Genomic DNA, 16,292 nt, shown 5'->3' with positions numbered 1-16,292 from the left:
GTTGCCCCGTACCGACCGCTTCCTGGACATCCGCCGCGACCCGCACTCCAACGAACTCCTCGCCCGCAGAGGGAAGTCCGAGGCACACAGCGTCCTGCAGCGCGCAGGTATCATCGCCGTCGTCCGCGTCCACGAGACCTACCACCGCGCCCCCACCGGCCTCACCGAGGACGACGAGTCCCGTCTCGCCACCGACGCCGTCGCCCGCCTCCGGGTCGCCGGGTATCACGTCGACTGCGAAGAGGACCTCGACACCGGCTCCCGTCCGGCCAGTTACCTGCCGCTGGGCTCCTCCGTCGCCCATATCGCCGAGCGGATCCACGAGGCCACCACCACGGAAGAGGCGGCCGACGCCCTGATCGAGCTGACCGCCGCCCACGACGGCATCCTCGCCGCGCTGGACGAAGTCCTCACCGCCACCGCCGACTTCCACGACGGGCTCGGCCAGGCGACCGCCCCCTACATCGCACGGCGGTTGCGCTACCTCGCCGACGAGCATCTTCGCGTCATCCGCACCGACCTCGCCGACACCCGCAACACGCTCGCCGACCGGCACGCCCCGCACCCCGGCCGCAGCACCTGCAGCGGGGAGGTCCCCGCCACCGAACGCGAGCGCTCCGCCGTGTGCGCCTGCCCGCCTCCGCCGCGCACGCTCCCGGCTCCACCGCCCCCGGTGGCCGCCGGCCTGCGCCGCTGACTCCCACCTCGCCCAAGGACACCATGCACGACCACGACACCTCCGAGCGCCTTGCCTCGTACTCCGACGTCCTCGCCGGTGAACTCCCCGACAGCTGGTCCAGCTCCCACCTCCCGCCGGACGCCAAGGACGATCTCGCCGAACTCGCCGACCGCATCTGGGATCTGGACCTGGTCGCCGCTTCCCTCGCCGAGCACCCGCCCCAGCAGGCCGCCGTCCTGAGCCGCCCGGACGGCGCCCAGCTCGTCGTCCTTAACCGGCATGACGAACGCGACGGATTCCTCATCGCCGCCGTCGCCCCCCGCGCCCTGCCCGACGAGGCGTACCGCGCCGTCCCCGAGCCCAATGGCATCGCCCTGGCGGACGACCCGTTCCTGAGCGCCGAGCAGGTCGCTGGCGACCTGCTCGCCCGCTACGACAGCGCGCTCGCCCAGGTCCGGCACAACGCCCTGGGCGGCATCCAGCCCTCCCAGCCGGACCGGGTCGTCCTGACCTGGCAGCCGGACGGCAGCGTCGCCACCGCCCCCGCCGACGACCGTGCCAGCGCCGTCCTCGTGGCCCACGGCTTCGCCCAGGAGCCGCAGAGCGGCATCTACCGCATCAACGGCGACGACACCCAGGCCCAGGCCCGCGCCCTGCGCGAGATCGGCCCGCAACTCGACGCGCTCGGCATCGGCACCGCCCTCCAGCACCCCGCAGGCCGGACCGCACCTACCTCCGCCCTAGCTTCCATGCCGCCGGTACCGGCCAGCAGCCGTACGCCGGCCACCAGGTCTCGGTGAAGCAGTCGGAGCCCGACTTCTGGGTGCTGGAGTACGTCACCATCACCAAGGACCCCCGCACCGACCTGGTCGTCGCCATCGGCGGCACCGAGGAGGTGGCGGACATCCTCCAGCGGACCGGTGGCTTCCGCTCCGCTGCCGGGCCTCGCGGGGACTACCACGGGCTTCCGCACGGCCTGCCGGTCGAGCAGCAGCGACTGAAGGCGACCACCGCTTCGCACGCCCTGCTCGCCGCCGGTCACAGCGTCCACCTCGACCCCGCCCTGAACATGCTGGCCACGCCGGACGGCGAACGTGATGCAGCCCTGCGCTACCCCGCCCGGCTCGCCGAGCGGGTCGCTGCCGCCGAGACCAGCAATGAGGTGGCCGAGGTCCTGACCGAGGTCGCTGCCCCAGTCCACGGGCTGCTTTCCCTCACCAGGGAAGTGGTCGTCCGTGCCTGGATCGCCGCCAGTGACCTCCAAGGGACCGCACCCGGCGAGGAACCCGAGCCCATCGCACGGCTCGGGGACAGCGTCAGCTCCATGAGCGAGGCCGCCCGCGTCATCCTCCGCGCCCGCAACCACGCCGCACGCTCTACGCAGCGGCCGGCCACTGCACCGCCGCCGAGCCGAGCCCAGTCCTCGGTATCCCGCCGCCGTTGAACCCGGAGAGAAATACATGGCCAACCTGGCCGACGAATACGGCACGGACGTCGAGACCTACATCAAGGCCCTGACCACCACCATCCACGCCGACACCCCAACCGGTGCCCCCGCCAAGCTCCACGACCTGCTGGAACAGCTCGGCCTGGAACGCCACGAATACCCCACGGGCGGGCCGCTCTACATCTGGCACACCGTGCCCGAACACCTCGATGCCGACGAGCAGAAGCGCCTGGCGACCCGCTCCATCCCCGCCCTGCTCCTGGCCGGGTACGAGGTCAACTGCACGCCCGACGTCTTCGACGAAGCCGCCTACCGGCAGGCCGTGCACGACCTCCGCGCCCGTGCGGCCGCCCTGCCGCGCAGCATCCGGCATCGGCCAGCTCCCCCTCGCGCCCCGCACCGGCCCGCCGCACCCCGTAAGCGCCCGGGCGGCCCCGGCACCACGCCGGGGCCGCCCACCGCACCGCTCGATCCCCGGAGAAACCCGTAGCAGCCCGCACACCCCCACCGATCAGCAACCGGCTCAAACCCCGACTCGCGACAGCCCTGTTCCGCCGCTACCTGCGCGCCTGCATCCCGACCGGCCCCGACCGCGTCTCCCCGCTGGCTGGCGCCCACCCGGAGGCGGTCCTCGCCGAGACGCAGCGCGTCGGCCGCCGCCACCACCACTGACCGTCCACCGACCCGGAGGAGCATGTCCCACCCCGCCCCCTACTCGGTGCGACTGGCCGACGAAATCACCCGCCAGCTCGGCCAGCTCGCCGACCACCTCTCGCAGCTTCCCCCGCCCCAGGCCGCGCAGGTCATCGCCCGCGTTCTGGACCCGGATGCCGGAGTCCTCGGCGGCGTCACCCACCTCGTCACCACCGGCAGCGTGTTCGCCAAAGACCAGGCAGAGCGAGGCGCCCTCCCGCCGGAGGTGTGGCTCGCTCTGGGCCGCGCCTCGAACGAACTGCACGACATCAGCCTCGACCTGGACGAACACCAAGACATCCTGAAGCACGTCGGCAGCCAGCCCGCCACCACTGCGGCGAAGTCTCCGGCACCCGCACCGCTCGTCGTCCGGCGGCGCCGGTGAAGAAGAAGCAGTGGCAGGGCTGGGGGCCGGGCGAGCAGGCCGAGCAGCACTACCTCGTCCAGCCCCGTGCCCTGGCCGGCGGCGGCGACGTCCGGCACGTCTCGGAGTTCCTGCGCGCCTCGGGATGGCGGGACAAGTCCAAATCGGGCGGCCCTTTGTTCATGGAGAGCCCGGACCGCACCGTCCGTGTCGCCTACGACCCCTACGTCCTTCCCGGCAGGTGGACCATCCACGGCAGAGCGGACAGCCCTAACGGCGAGTGGTCAGCGCACCTGGGCCGGCAGACCCCGGTGGAGATCATCGCCGGTCTGACCGACGCCCTCACCCGCCCCCGCTCCGCCCACGCCCCCAACGTCTGGGCGCCGTTGCAGGAGCAGAACTGGCACACGCGTTTCGAGGGCGAGCACTACATGGCAACCAGCCCCGACGGCACCACGTGGATGCAGTACCACCAGGGCGCCGACGGCTCGGCAATGTGGTGGACCGGAGCGAAGGACAAGCAGGGTAACGGCTGGACGGCCAACTTCACGCCGAACACGCCGATGCACCTGGTGCAAGCCTTCTCGACTGAACTCGCCAGCCCCGATCCCGTGATGCGCCCGCGCGGACGCGTTCCGCACAGCGCGCAGATCCGTACCTGGTCGGTTTCCGTCAAGCCCTCCGAGCTCAGTGCGTGGCAGCAGGCCCGGATCACGGCCGCCCGCGCCGCCACCTGGGCCCGCAACAGTGCCCGAAGCGCCCGGCCGCGCACCAGCGCCCGTCCCTACACCCCGGCCGGCGGCGCCCGGACCCGCCGCTGACCGCCGCCCCGTTCCAAGGAGCCCGATGCCCGCACTCACCCCGGACACCATCCGCACACTGACCGAAACGCTGTCGGACCTCACCGACTACCTGCGCGAGAACCCCGACCCCGTGGAGGCCCTCGCCCTCGTCGAGCCGCTCCTTGACGAGTACACCGGCATCCCGGTCCAGGTCGCCGACGTCCTGCGCGCCCTGGCCCGCGCGGTACAGAACCACCCCGACACCCCGCGCGCCGCCGAGACCGCCCTCCTGGTCGCAGAGCTGCGGACCGCCGCCTGGGAGCAGTCCGACCAGCACACCCTCCACTACATCGTCGACGACCTGCGCACCCTGACCGCGGCGTACGCCAGCGAGCAGGGGTGCAGCTGTGCCGGTGAGTGAGCGGCAGCTCGCCGCCTTCGCGCACAAGCACGCCACCCAACTTCCGTTCGACACCAGTCCGCGTCACCTGGCCGGCCCCGGGGACGCCCGCCACGTCACCCACGGCCTCGCCGCCGCCGGATGGACCTGCACGTCCGACCCGCTCAGCCCCGAGATCGTGCTGCGCAGCCCGGATGGCCGCTACAGCATGCAGTTCGACCCGCAGTCCGCCACCTCCGCATGGTGGCGGCTGGAGGCCGAACCCACCGCCAATGAGCGGGGCTGGTACGCCGAGTTCGGCGAACTCGTACCCGTCGAGATCCTGGGCCGTCTCACCGACGCTCTCATCGCCCCGACGCCCACGGAGCACGTCGACCCGTTCCAGGTTCTGGAGTCGGCAGGATGGGTCCTCGAATCAGCGACCACGGTCCACTCCCCCGACGGAATGTGCCACGTACATCGGCCAACGGACGAAGGCGTATGGAGATCGTCCTGGCGCGTCGAGACCTGCGAGCCGGGATACGGCACGCCGATGGGCCCCCGGATCTGGAACGCCTTCGTAGACGAGGCCATCCCCGAACACCTCGTTGGCGCCTTCGCCGCCGCACTCGCGGACCCCTCCCCGCTCCAGCGCGCCATGTACGACCGGACCGCCCACTACAGCGCTGTGCAGAGCCGGAGCCCGCTCACACCCGAGGATGTCGTCGCAGCCCACAGCACCCGGCTCGACGCCATCCGCGCGCAGACCCGCGCCGCCCGCCGCCAGCAACGGGCCCAGCCTGCAGTCACCCCGGCCAAGGCCCGTGCCGTCCGCCCGGCCGTTCGCCGCTGATCCCGACAGGACCCTCACCATCTCCGCCGATCACACCGCACACCGTAAGTTCCTCCGTCACCTCGACCGCTACCTGAGCGACAGCAAGAAGATCCTCGACGCCTGGGACGCCTACTCCGACGAACACACCGACCTCGACGGCTGGCCCTACGACGACCACGCCTACGGAATGCGCGCCAGCCAGCGCGACGCCGACACCGCCGAAGCATTCGAGAACATCCGATCCGGCGCCCGCCACCTGCTGGCCACGGCCGACGTGCAGCTCGGAAACCTCCCCACCGCCGCGGTGCAAAACCGATGGGTCTACCAGCTGGGCGTCCTGCAGGCCGCTCTCGACCAGCTCGACGAGCTGCACGAGCAGTGGCTGGAAACTCACGACAGCCTCCCCGCCAACGCCCAGCCCGGGACCCCGGCGTTCGATGACGCACTCGCCGAGCATCACGCCGAATCGTGGAGCTACCTCGACGACTGGGCCTCCCACGGCCAGGCCCTCCGCGAGATCAACTCCGCCGCCCGGAACACCCCCTCGCCCCTGGCCCCACCGCCGACCACGGCCCCCGCACCCGGCCGGCGAACCCCAGTACGGAAGTGAGCGTGCCCCCGAGACCGTCGAGGTCGACTTCATCACCCCGCGCCACCTCGCCGGCGGCGGCGACCCCGCCTGGATCACCGTTCCCCTCCACCGCGCCTGCGGCTGGAGCTATGGCCACGATCCCCTGATGCCTCGCGTCCTTCTCTCCAGCCCCGACCAGAAGGCCCTCCCGCGCCTGGAGCCCGACCCCGGCGGACAGTGGTGGACTTGAACCACGCTGCGGAGCCGGACAGACCCGCCTGGTACGCGAGCTTCGGCGCCCGCACACCTGCCGAACTCATAGCCGCCGCCACCGATGACCTCACCGACCCGGCCCCGTCGGCGGACGCACCCTCCGATCCGTTCGAGCCGCTCCAACAGATCGGCTGGACGCCCGCCTCCGCGGACAACGGCCTCGCGTCGCCCGACGGCACCGCGTACCTCCAGCGGCTGGGCAGCGCGGAAGAACCGGGCGCCTGGTTCGTCACCGCCACGATCGCCCCGGACCGGCCGGTGTGGCAGGCCCGCTTCGGCGCGCACACTCCCGCCCGCCTGGTCGCCGCGTTCACCGCTGCGCTCGCCGATCCGAGGCCCGTGGCGCGCACCGGCAGCTTGCGCAGTCTCCCGACCCGCGACCCGAGCGTCGTCAGCCGTAGGACCACGGACGTGCTCGCCGTACACGTCGCCGGCGCGTTGGAAGAACGCGTCCACTCCCTCGCCGCCCGGGTCACGGCCCCTCCGACGAGTCCGGTCCCCTCGCGACAACCGCCGGTCAAGAACGGCCGCTGCCGCTGAAACCCCGTCCCCGCCCGGAAGCACGTACCCCTTGCCCTCCTCCTCCAACAACAACACCGACGGGTACGACCTCGTTCTGCGCCTCCTCCTCGGCGTGCTCGCCGTCGTCCTCCCCCTGTCCCACCTCGCCTGGCTGTCCGGCAACATCACCGCCTACCTCACCGGCGCCGCCTGGGCCCCCTACCAGCCGACCAACGCCCTGCTCCACCCCGAGCAGGTCTGGCCCGACGCAGGAGAAACGTCCCTCCTGATCGGTACCCGCATCGTCCCCGTTGTCCTGCTCCTGGCCCTCGGTGTGGGCGCGGGCACCCTGTGGGCCCGGCACAAGAACCGAAGCGGTGGTCGGAAGAAGATCACCGACATGGCCAAGGCCCGGGACATCGAACCGCTGATGACCAAGGCGATCACCGACAAAGCCCGTTCCTTGAGGCCGAGCCTGAAGGACGCCAAGCGCATCGACGCGAAGGACACTGGCATCCTCCTCGGCAACCTGCAGGGCAGCCGCCACGAGGTACGGATGGGGTTCGAGGACGTCGCCGTCGCGATCATGGCGCCCCGGTCCGGCAAGACCACCTCGCTCGCCATCCCCTCCATACTCAGCGCGCCCGGCCCGGTCCTGCTCACATCGAACAAGGCCGCCGGAGACGCCTTCACCACTGCTTACGAGGCCCGGGCCAAGGCGGGGGCGGTGTGGACCATGGACCCGCAGCAGATCGCCCACGCCGCACGCGAGATGTGGTGGAACCCCCTCGCCAGCGCAACCACCCTGGACGGAGCGAACCGGCTCGCCGGGCACTTCCTCGCAGCCTCAGTGGACGCCTCCCAACAGGGCGACTTCTGGTCGAAGGCCGGCAGCAACATCCTGTCCCAGTTGCTGCTGGCCGCGGCGCTCGACCAGCGACCGATCACCGACATCATGCAGTGGCTCGCCTTCCCGGCCGACCGCACTCCGCTCGATATTCTCCGCGACCATGATTTCGCCGCCGTCGCCGCTCAGCTAAAAGGAACCGTCGAGGGGCCTCCGGAAACGCGCGATGGAATCTACGAAACAGCCCGGCAGTACGCCTCCGCGCTCCTGAATGCGGAAATAGCCGCCTGGGTAACACCGCAGAAAGGTGTCCGGGAATTTCGACCGGAGCAATTCGTCACCTCCACTGACACGCTTTTCCTGCTCAGCAAGGACGGCGGAGGCGGAGCTTCGGCGTTGATCGCCGCCTGCGCGGACTCCGTGATGCGTGCAGCAACCGCGCAGGCCGAACGCGCAGGCGGACGCCTTGACCCGCCGATGCTCGCGATACTCGACGAGGCCGCCAACGTGTGCAAGATTTCAGACCTCCCGGATTTGTACTCGCACCTCGGAAGTCGCGGGATCATCCCCATCACCATTTTGCAGTCCTACCGCCAGGGCCAAAAGGTTTGGGGGGACGCCGGCATGGATGCCATGTGGTCTGCCTCGACGGTAAAGGTCATCGGCAGCGGCATCGACGATCCCGATTTCGCAGACAAGTTGAGCCGTTTGATCGGCGACCACGACGTGGAGACCACGTCCACCTCGCACTCGGAGTCCGGCAAATCGACGTCGGTCAGCATGCGGCAGGAGCGGATCCTGCCCGCCGACGCGATCCGCGCCCTCCCCAAGGGCACCGCGCTCTGCTTCGCCACCGGCATGAGGGCCGCCATGCTCGACCTGCGTCCGTGGTACCTGGAGCCCGGAGCAGAGGAGTTGTCCGCGGCGTCCGCCCGCGCGTCGAAGGCGATCACCGCCCGCGCCGTGGCGAAGCACGCGCTGACACAGTCCGACTTCGGGAAGGCCGTGTGAGCGACGTCCGGCTGCACCTGGTACCGGTCCGCTCACGTGAGGCCAAGGACTTCGTGCGCACCTGGCACCGCCACCACCCGCCGCCCGCCGCCCGCCGGACAGATCTTCGCCGTCGGAGCCGCCGACGAGACCGGCACACTGCGCGCCGTGTCCATTTGTCGGTCGGCCGACTGCCCGTCACCTCGACGATCGTCAGCTTCAGCGTTCGCCGGCAGGCGGCAGGCGGCAGGCGGCAGGCGGCAGGCGGCAGGCGGCAGGCGGCAGGCGGCAGGCGAGTCAACCACCGCTCGCGAGGCGGAACCAGCACGGTCTTCCCCCAAGCACTGCGCGCTCACCTCTTCGGCCTCCCCGCAGACTCAACCCCCCACCGGCCGTACGCCACCGCTGATCCCGGCGACAGGACTACCGCCGAGAAAGGCACCACCCTGACCACCCACGACGCCCTCCACACTCTTCTCACCCAACCCGCATGCTCACTAGCCGCGTTCGTCCCCGCAGGCATGCACACGGCAGCCGCGGAACGCCGTCACCTCGAGGCACTCGCCCGCGCCGGGTGCGCACTGTTCGAGATCGGGCTGGCACACCACACCGCCGTCCTCGACGGCCCCGTCATCCAGAGCGCGTACTGCCGCGCCCTGATGCGCGGCAGCGTCCTCGACCGCACCCTCCGCGCGGTCGAACATGCCGCCGACCTCCGGCCGACCGTCGTCATGACCTACTGGGAACCCGTCAGCCGCCACGGTCCCGAACACCTGGCACGCCTGTTCGCCGAGGCCGGCGCGACCGGAGTGATGGTCGTCGACCTGCCCACCCACCAGGCGGCCCGCTGGCAGGCCGCCGCGCAGAGCACGGGCCTTCGCACCCCACGCCTCGTCCCGCGTCACACCACCGACACGGACCTCGCCCACGTGGTGACCGGGGCATCGGGGTGGCTCTACGCGCCCGCCAGCAGCGCTCCCACCGGCTACCAGGGCCCGCTGGACATCCCGGCCCTCTCCGGCTTCACCCACCGTCTGCGCGCCGCGAGCCCGCTGCCCGTGGTCTCCGGGGTGGGGATCTCCACCCCCGCCCTCGCAGCGCGCGTCGCCCCGCTGGTGGACGCCGTCGTCATCGGCACCCCCATCGTTCGCGCCCTGGCCACCGCCCCCGACCAAGCCCCCGTCCTGGCCGCCGAGTTCGCCCAGGCCCTGCGCCCGACCACCCCCACGGAGGACCGTGCCTGATCGTCCCACGCCGGTCGAGACCCTCGACCGGATCACCGCCGACGCGCTGACCCTGCACACGGCCCTACGCACCAACGCCACCAACCACGCGCACGCTCTGACTGAGCGGATCGCCGAGGCCCAAGCCCTCGCAGGAACCGCCCTGCAGCTGTTCCGCGACCTCGCACAGCTCACGCCGCAGACCGCATCGGCTGATCTTCAAATCCTCGACCGAGTCGCGCAGATCACCAAGGCCGCCCAAGACGCGGGCGCCGAACTGACCGCCGCTCTCGCCCGCGCCCTGGAGAACCAGCTCCGCCGAGACGATGTCTCGTCAGGACCGGTCGTACTAATCGGCCCCTCACCCCAGCAGTTCATCGAGTCGGCCACCGACCTCCTCGACCGCATCCCCACCCTCTACCGCCGCATATACCGCGACCAGGTGGCTTTCCCGGATACCCGCATGTGCTGCTCGCCCCGGGTGTGCCACAGGGGTACCGACGCGCTGGCGCAGGACGACCTTGGGCTGGCCACGTGATACTCGATCTCTTCGCGGGGCCGGGCGGCTGGAGCAGGGCACTGGGCGTCCTCGGCGTCCGCGACATCGGTCTGGAATGGGACGAGTGGGCCTGCAGGACCCGTTCTGTCGCCGGGCAGTTGACGGTACGGACCGACGTGGCGATGTATCCGACGTGGCCCTTCCTCGGTCGTACCCGCGGGCTGATCGCCTCCCCTCCGTGCCAGGCGTGGAGCATGGCCGGTAAACGCCTCGGCCTAGTGGACCAGCCGCTCGTGCACACCGCGGTCGAGGACTTGGCCGCCGGTCGCGACACCCGCGAGCGGCTGCTTGCCGCCTGCCAGGACGAGCGCTCTCTCCTCGCGGCCGAGCCCATGCGCTACCTCCACGCCCTGAACTCGGTCGGCGAGCCCGACTGGGTCGCCATGGAGGAAGTGCCAGACGTTTTGCCGTTGTGGAAGCAGTACGCAGCCGTCCTGCGGTCCTGGGGGTTCTCGGTCTGGTACGGAATCATCAACGCCGCCGACTTCGGTGTTCCGCAGACGCGACGGCGGGCGATCCTCCTGGCTTCCCGGGTCCGTACGGCACGGCCTCCCGCACCGACCCACGCCCAGGTCGACGAGCCTGACTCGCTGTTCGGCCCGGGCCGTGCCCGCTGGGTGAGCATGGCCGAGGCCCTGGGATGGGGCGCGACCGACCGGCCCGTCCCCACCGTCTGCGCCGGCGGCGGACCCGGCGGCGGGCCCGAACCGTTCCCTTCGGGCTCCCGCAAAACGCTGTCCGACGCCCGAGAGCGCGGCACCTGGATGCCCCGGCCGGACGGAGTGGTCCTGCAATCCCGCCGGGAAGGAGCTGGATGGGCCTCCCGGCACGGAACCCGTGAGAACCGTGCTACCAACGCTCCGGCGCCGACGTTCACCGCCGAGGCCCACCGCTGGTCATGGTCCCTGCGCAGCAACAACCAGGCCAACGCCACCATCCGGTCCATCCAGGAGCCGGCGGGCACCCTGTTCTTCGGGCACCGCGCGAACGAGTGCACCTGGGTCGCCGAACCGGCCCCCGCACAGACGGATTCCAAGGATGCACTGGCAGCGCCGGAGCCGATCCGGATCACCGCCCGCGAGGCCGGCCTCCTGCAGACCTTCCCCGCCGACTACCCCTGGGCCGGCAACAAGGGCCAGCAGTTCTCGCAGATCGGCAACGCCGTACCCCCGCTGCTCGCCGGCCACCTTCTCGCCCCACACCTCGGCGTCACCCTCGACCCCGACGACTTCACTCTCGCCGCCTGATGCCCCACGCCCCCGAACCCGACGAAGACGACCTTGACGCCATTGCACCGCCGCAGCCGGTGTTCCACGTCGAGCAGGCCCTCCTCGGTGCCCTCCTCCTCGATCCCCACCGTCTCGGCGACGTGACCGGCATCGCCGACGACTCCTTCTCAACTGCCGCGCACGCCGCCCTGTTCGCCGCAATCAGCACCCTGCCGCCGCCCGACCCCGCCGAGCACGCGAAGAACACCAAATGGCTCGACCGCGTGCTCGCCACGGGACGTGGGCAGGCGCGCGGACTGACCGCCTCGTACCTGCACACCCTCGTCCAGGTCTGCCCCTGGCCCCGCCACGCACCGGCCTACGCACGGATGGTCGAGGCCGAACACGCCCGCCGCCGTCTGCTGACGGCCGCCGAACGCCTCGTCCAGACCGTCCACGATGCCTCCCTCCCGCACCCCGTCCAGACGGTGCTCGCCGAGGCCGACGTACTCGCCGCGGTCGTGGACGACATCGCGAGCCGCTTCCCTCCGCGCGCCGGCGTCCTGCCCCGCACCCCGGCACCGCCGCCAGCCATCGCGCCCGACCACACCGAGGCGATCGAGGAGGAACAGTTGCTGCTCGCGACCGCCACCGCCCACCCCGCCGACATCCACTCCATCCGGTGGCTGCTCCCCGATGACCTCACCCTGCCGCTACACGCCGGCCTGTGGCAGTGCCTGACCACCCTCACCCGCCGCCGCGAGCCCATCGACCCCGTCACCGTCCTGTGGGAGGCCCAGCAACGCGGTCTGCTGGACGACGGAAGCGAACCGCGCGATGTGCTCCGCCTGCTGGCCGAACCGGCTGGTTCCGTAGAGCACTGGGGCGAGCGCGCCCTGCAGCGTTCCCTCCTGGCCACCGCCGACCACACCGGCCGCCGCATCGAGGCGTACGCCGGCGACCCAGCGAACACCCCGTTCCAACTCGTCGTCGGCGCCCGCCGATCCCTCGCCGACATCGGCGCCGTTCGCACCCGCTGGCAGCACGCCACCGGAACGGTCCCGCCGCAGCGACCGCGCCCGGCGCCTACCACCCGCGCTGGCCCTCCGACCACCACGGCCGCGCACACCGCCCGCGCTGCGCGAGCAACCCGATAGCACCCTGCATACGCCGGTGGCCGGCCCAGAAGGTCCGCCACCGGCAGAAGAGTGGAACACCCCAACGTGACTCCCCCCATCGACGCCCACGTCCGCCTCGACACCCACCCCACTCACCCCAGCGCCGTGACCGCCGTCCTCACCGGCACCCAGGCCCGCATCGCTCTCATGGGTCTGGAGGCAGCCGGCTGGACCGTCAGCGCCGAGAACGTCCTGGTCCGCATCGACCATGAGGAGCCCTACTGGGCCCAGGACGCAGCCGAACATCTGTCCGCCGAAGGCATAACCGTCGAGATCACCCCTCGACTCCGGGAGGCTATGGACGAGGAATGGACCTGGGCCAACTACCCGATGCACTGGTGCACCCGCAGCGAAATCCGCGAGGTCTCCAACGAGGCCCAGAAGATTCATGACGACATCCGCCACGGCCAGCTCCTCATCCACGCCCACGCCCGCGACGGCCACACCACCGTCGCGGTCGGGACCTACCTCGGCCGCAACGGCAAGTCCGTCTACCTCCACGGCGAAGACCACCTGCGCCAGGTCGCCGACACCTTCGACTCACCCGCGCAGGCCCTGCTCGCCTTCGAAAAGGTCCACGCCGCCGACATGCGCCCCGGCGCGGCGCCCCTGACCGACAACGAACGCGCCGCCGCCGAAGCCCGCGCCACCTTCGAACTCACCGCAGCCAAGCCCGAATTGTCCGGCCCGGAGTCGGAGACCGTTCCGGCCTATCTGGCCGATGCCGGCGACCACGACGCCCTGCTCGACGCCTTCCTGGATGCACACGGCGATTGGGAGAAGTGGCGGACCTGGTCGGACGAGACAACCCACGCCATCCACGAGTCCCAGACCCTGCGCATCGAGCGCGTCCATGAAACCCCGGCCCACGAGACCGCGTGGACCGTGGCCGCCTACGAGACCCCTGTCTCCGACCGTATGTGGGTCCTCACCGCGACCGGTGCCACCCCCGCCCCGGTGCTGCAGGAGCTGCTGGACCACCTCGCCGACGGCGACGGCTGGGACACGGCCATCGGCGCCCCGGTGGACGAGAAGATGGTCACCGCGGCCACGCAGCCCCTCTCCGAGGCCGGATGGAAGCACACCGTGGACGGGCGATGGATCCGCTGGACATCCCCTGCTGAGGACGCCGGGGTCCAGTTCGATACCTTCGCCGCCCAGAACACGAACAGCACTCTGGCGACCTGGACCGTCTGGGCCGGCCCCAGCATCCACCACCCGACCTGGACCCTCACCGCATCCCCGACACTCCCAGCTCGCTGCTGGCCAACCTCTCCGAGAACCTCGCCAATGGAACCGGCAGTCGCCAAATCCAGCCGGATGCACACAGGCACAAAGCCAGCCTCGGGACCACACCGCCAACCATCCCAGCGGCCAAGGCTGCCCTCACCGCCAGCCTCACACGCTGAGCGCCGGTTTCCTGTGACACCGTAGGTTGAACGGGTGCCATTGAAGGCTGGGCCCCCGCAGCGGACTGGGGTAACTCCTATAGCGCGAAGGGTGGTTCATGTTTACGGTTGGGCGGGCTCGGCGATCTGCATCGATACGAAGATCGCTACGGAGTACCCGGCGATCACCAAGACGGTAATCCCGCTGACCGAGCCCGCAAGGCGGTACAACACGCGGGTCGGAGCTGTGCACAGTGACCAGCGAGGACTGCCTGCGCCCGCGCCCCCAATGCTTCTCGCAGACCTCCTCCGTACACCCCGGCTTTCGTCAGTCAGCGTCGACAGGGAGCAGCTCGAACAGCTCCTCGGCTGGCACGGGGTACTTGCTCTTCATCACGTCGGAATAGGAGCGCAGCGCCCTGCTGATCTGAGCCTTGGAGCGCGGCGCAAGGTGAACAAGAAGAAGATCATAAAGAAGCTGAGTGTTCCCGCTGGCCATCTTCCCCTTCGTCTTCGTACCCTCGGGCGTCTCGATCCACATGGAGGAGAACGGCGCTGAGGTCATCTTCCAGTCAAGCGCCGCCAGTCGCTTCATGACTTCGGGCCACGTCAAGGCCCCCTGTTCCAGAACGTGCCGCATGGCCCGAGCCACCTGGACCTGGATGGCAGGGCGCATGAACGGATGTCCGGCACCGTCTCGGCCCTTCGGGGCACGAAGGTCCTTAGGTGACACAGAAGCGAGGTAGCGCTGCCGCAGGTTCCCGCAAGCGTCAAGTAGTTCCAGAATGCGGGTCGTGAGGATCTCGAAGCTCTGGTCGAGCAGTTCGTCGGTGACCCGCTGCGTCGACTGCTCGCCGGTACAAGGGAGGTCGTAACCGATCTCCTTGGTGATGTCGTACAGCACGCCGATGGTGCTCCACGCGGGACTCGTCGCAGTGATGGAGCGCTGCGCGAGGACTAGTTCGCCATCTTGACCCACCTTGCTGAACACGAGAACGGTCTTCTCGCGGCTCAGGAACGGGTCATCGTCAAGCAGCCGGCGAGTAAGGATAGCGAAGCTGTCGTCCTCGTCGAGGGCGATGTTTTCCTGAGAGTTGGTGCTCTTGGCGTTCCGGTTGATGTTGGTGAAGAGCCGTCGGGTTCGCCGCCGTCCGTCCGGGGTGTCGAAGTGTGGTACGACGATGACGTTGATGTCCTCGCTACCCAGCTCCGGGTTTTGCTTGATCGCGTCCTTGATTGCTTTGAGCCGATGCTGTCCGTCAAGGGCGAAGAACTGCTGGGTGCCGTCGAAGGTGAGGACGCCGAAGTTGCGGTCAAGCCCCTGGAGGACGGCTTGGTTTTCAGAGTCCATCTCTACCGAAAGGTAGTTGGGATCGCCACCCCACACCGCAATGATGATGGCTCCGAGGAAGCGGTTCTCGTTGGTGAGAAGGTAGTCGGTGATCTTCTCCGTGCGGGTTCCGACACCACGCTGAATCATGGTGCCAAGATCGCGGTTCCCCCCGAGTTCGTGCGCAAAGTTAATTTCGCGGGCTACCTGGGCGTAGCTCATAAGGCAGGAGTAGTAAGTCCAGTTTCCCACCTTGGCCTCGAAGGCGGGAACGAATGTCTTGGACGGCATGAGGTACCTCGATATCAGGAAGCGGGTTCAAGCTAGGAGCGGAGCGCCGGTTTTTGAATGCTGCTGAGCCGAGCGCGCAACTTGGGACCGCCTTGGATGTTGATTGGCGGGTTGTACAGGTGAATCAGGCGGTCTTCCAGGTTTTTGATCACCGATCGCTCGTCGACGGTGGCGAACCAGAACTCAAGTGGGTGCAAGGCCAGGTAGTGAGTCAGCCGGCCTGCCCGGGTAGTCGGCGGTTCCCTGGTCCAGAGGTCCTCGGGATTTCCGCGCAGGTGCTTCCTGTAGTCCTTGAACCTGTTTCTGAGAGTGTTGCCGAGTTCCCCGGCTCCGCCCGCATGGCCGATGTAGAGCACTTGATGGAAGCCGCCCTCGGTCAGATCCGCCATGGCAAGCCTGATCGCCGGTCGCCAGACGAACATGTAGAGACCGGGCTCGTCAGGGATCGAACCGGTGATGCTCTCAACCGCGGTGAGTCTCTCCCACGGCGAGGCGTAGCGCTTCAGGTCGTCCTGCAGAAGGTGGTGCGCAGGCACATCCAGCATCGGGGTGATACCGAGCTGTATCTCCAGAGCAGGACTGGCGTCCAGGCGGTGCCGGATGACCGCACGCGCAACGGTTTCTGGTGTCGCCATTCCTGATGCGCTCCGGCTGGGTGACGGTGTGTGATGAGTCCACACATCCTTACACGCAGCACTGACAGCGAGTGCGATGAGACGAAAAAGAGCCCGATTGGTGACGGTACGTCACCAAT

General features: G+C 69.6%; 18 protein-coding genes. 16 read left to right on the top strand and 2 right to left on the bottom strand.

Annotation, left to right across the window (positions count from 1 at the left end; all coding sequences use genetic code 11):
• Position 1 precedes the first annotated feature (1 nt).
• From OG936_RS27435 to OG936_RS27360, 16 genes are all read left to right on the top strand, one after another.
• Entirely contained in the window at positions 2-697 is a 696-nt protein-coding gene (locus OG936_RS27435; RefSeq protein ID WP_406498199.1) for a hypothetical protein, read from the top strand.
• Positions 698-720: 23 nt separating this feature from the next.
• Positions 721-1,479, top strand: a complete 759-nt coding sequence (locus OG936_RS27430) for a hypothetical protein (protein ID WP_406498197.1) — start codon at positions 721-723, stop codon at positions 1,477-1,479.
• Positions 1,476-2,123, top strand: coding sequence for a hypothetical protein (locus tag OG936_RS27425; RefSeq protein WP_406498196.1), 648 nt, complete (start codon positions 1,476-1,478; stop codon positions 2,121-2,123). Before OG936_RS27430 ends, OG936_RS27425 begins: the two co-directional genes overlap by 4 nt.
• A gap of 16 nt (positions 2,124-2,139) precedes the next feature.
• Positions 2,140-2,616, top strand: a complete 477-nt coding sequence (locus OG936_RS27420; protein ID WP_406498194.1) for a hypothetical protein — start codon at positions 2,140-2,142, stop codon at positions 2,614-2,616.
• Between the two features lie 204 nt (positions 2,617-2,820).
• Positions 2,821-3,204, top strand: a complete 384-nt coding sequence (locus tag OG936_RS27415) for a hypothetical protein (protein ID WP_406498192.1) — start codon at positions 2,821-2,823, stop codon at positions 3,202-3,204.
• Positions 3,201-4,004: a DUF317 domain-containing protein gene (locus OG936_RS27410; protein WP_406498190.1), complete on the top strand. Its 804-nt coding sequence runs from the start codon at positions 3,201-3,203 to the stop codon at positions 4,002-4,004. The genes OG936_RS27415 and OG936_RS27410 overlap by 4 nt, the downstream gene beginning before the upstream one ends.
• Positions 4,005-4,029: 25 nt before the next feature.
• Positions 4,030-4,386, top strand: a complete 357-nt coding sequence (locus tag OG936_RS27405; protein ID WP_406498188.1) for a hypothetical protein — start codon at positions 4,030-4,032, stop codon at positions 4,384-4,386.
• Positions 4,373-5,197, top strand: coding sequence for a DUF317 domain-containing protein (locus OG936_RS27400; RefSeq protein ID WP_406498186.1), 825 nt, complete (start codon positions 4,373-4,375; stop codon positions 5,195-5,197). The genes OG936_RS27405 and OG936_RS27400 overlap by 14 nt, the downstream gene beginning before the upstream one ends.
• A complete protein-coding gene (locus tag OG936_RS27395) occupies positions 5,169-5,789 on the top strand; it encodes a hypothetical protein (RefSeq protein WP_406498184.1) in 621 nt (206 codons plus the stop codon). The genes OG936_RS27400 and OG936_RS27395 overlap by 29 nt, the downstream gene beginning before the upstream one ends.
• Positions 5,790-5,996: 207 nt before the next feature.
• Complete coding sequence (locus OG936_RS27390) at positions 5,997-6,563, top strand: DUF317 domain-containing protein (protein WP_406498183.1); 567 nt, start codon at positions 5,997-5,999, stop codon at positions 6,561-6,563.
• A 31-nt stretch (positions 6,564-6,594) separates the two neighbouring features.
• A complete protein-coding gene (locus tag OG936_RS27385) occupies positions 6,595-8,382 on the top strand; it encodes a type IV secretory system conjugative DNA transfer family protein (protein ID WP_406498181.1) in 1,788 nt (595 codons plus the stop codon).
• Between the two features lie 425 nt (positions 8,383-8,807).
• The gene (gene trpA / locus OG936_RS27380; protein ID WP_406500632.1) at positions 8,808-9,605 is read left to right on the top strand and encodes a tryptophan synthase subunit alpha; all 798 of its coding nucleotides are present in this window, start codon (positions 8,808-8,810) and stop codon (positions 9,603-9,605) included.
• Positions 9,598-10,122: a hypothetical protein gene (locus OG936_RS27375; protein WP_406498180.1), complete on the top strand. Its 525-nt coding sequence runs from the start codon at positions 9,598-9,600 to the stop codon at positions 10,120-10,122. Before trpA ends, OG936_RS27375 begins: the two co-directional genes overlap by 8 nt.
• Positions 10,119-11,390: a DNA cytosine methyltransferase gene (locus OG936_RS27370; RefSeq protein ID WP_406498178.1), complete on the top strand. Its 1,272-nt coding sequence runs from the start codon at positions 10,119-10,121 to the stop codon at positions 11,388-11,390. Before OG936_RS27375 ends, OG936_RS27370 begins: the two co-directional genes overlap by 4 nt.
• Positions 11,390-12,508: a DnaB-like helicase N-terminal domain-containing protein gene (locus OG936_RS27365; protein WP_406498177.1), complete on the top strand. Its 1,119-nt coding sequence runs from the start codon at positions 11,390-11,392 to the stop codon at positions 12,506-12,508. The genes OG936_RS27370 and OG936_RS27365 overlap by 1 nt, the downstream gene beginning before the upstream one ends.
• Before the next feature lie 66 nt (positions 12,509-12,574).
• Positions 12,575-13,963, top strand: coding sequence for a DUF317 domain-containing protein (locus OG936_RS27360; RefSeq protein WP_406498175.1), 1,389 nt, complete (start codon positions 12,575-12,577; stop codon positions 13,961-13,963).
• 282 nt (positions 13,964-14,245) lie between these two features.
• On the opposite strand, the gene OG936_RS27355 is transcribed toward OG936_RS27360, so the two are convergent.
• Together OG936_RS27355 and OG936_RS27350 are read right to left on the bottom strand one after the other, a co-directional pair.
• Positions 14,246-15,538 (bottom strand): DNA sulfur modification protein DndB, encoded by a 1,293-nt coding sequence (locus tag OG936_RS27355; RefSeq protein WP_406498173.1) that lies wholly within the window; start codon positions 15,536-15,538, stop codon positions 14,246-14,248.
• Between the two features lie 32 nt (positions 15,539-15,570).
• Positions 15,571-16,173, bottom strand: a complete 603-nt coding sequence (locus tag OG936_RS27350) for a hypothetical protein (protein ID WP_406498171.1) — start codon at positions 16,171-16,173, stop codon at positions 15,571-15,573.
• Positions 16,174-16,292: the final 119 nt, after the last annotated feature.

The sequence above is a fragment of the Streptomyces sp. NBC_00846 genome (assembly GCF_045207325.1).
GTDB lineage: Bacteria > Actinomycetota > Actinomycetes > Streptomycetales > Streptomycetaceae > Streptomyces.
The sequence above is the reverse complement of the archived record's forward strand: the minus strand, read 5'-3'. Positions and strand labels throughout refer to the sequence as shown.

Coding starts and splice junctions, on each gene's coding strand:
- OG936_RS27430 (WP_406498197.1), top strand. CDS start 721: ATGCACGACCACGACACCTCCGAGCGCCTTGCCTCGTACTCCGACGTC.
- OG936_RS27420 (WP_406498194.1), top strand. CDS start 2,140: ATGGCCAACCTGGCCGACGAATACGGCACGGACGTCGAGACCTACATC.
- OG936_RS27415 (WP_406498192.1), top strand. CDS start 2,821: ATGTCCCACCCCGCCCCCTACTCGGTGCGACTGGCCGACGAAATCACC.
- OG936_RS27405 (WP_406498188.1), top strand. CDS start 4,030: ATGCCCGCACTCACCCCGGACACCATCCGCACACTGACCGAAACGCTG.
- OG936_RS27365 (WP_406498177.1), top strand. CDS start 11,390: ATGCCCCACGCCCCCGAACCCGACGAAGACGACCTTGACGCCATTGCA.
- OG936_RS27355 (WP_406498173.1), bottom strand. CDS start 15,538: ATGCCGTCCAAGACATTCGTTCCCGCCTTCGAGGCCAAGGTGGGAAAC.
- OG936_RS27350 (WP_406498171.1), bottom strand. CDS start 16,173: ATGGCGACACCAGAAACCGTTGCGCGTGCGGTCATCCGGCACCGCCTG.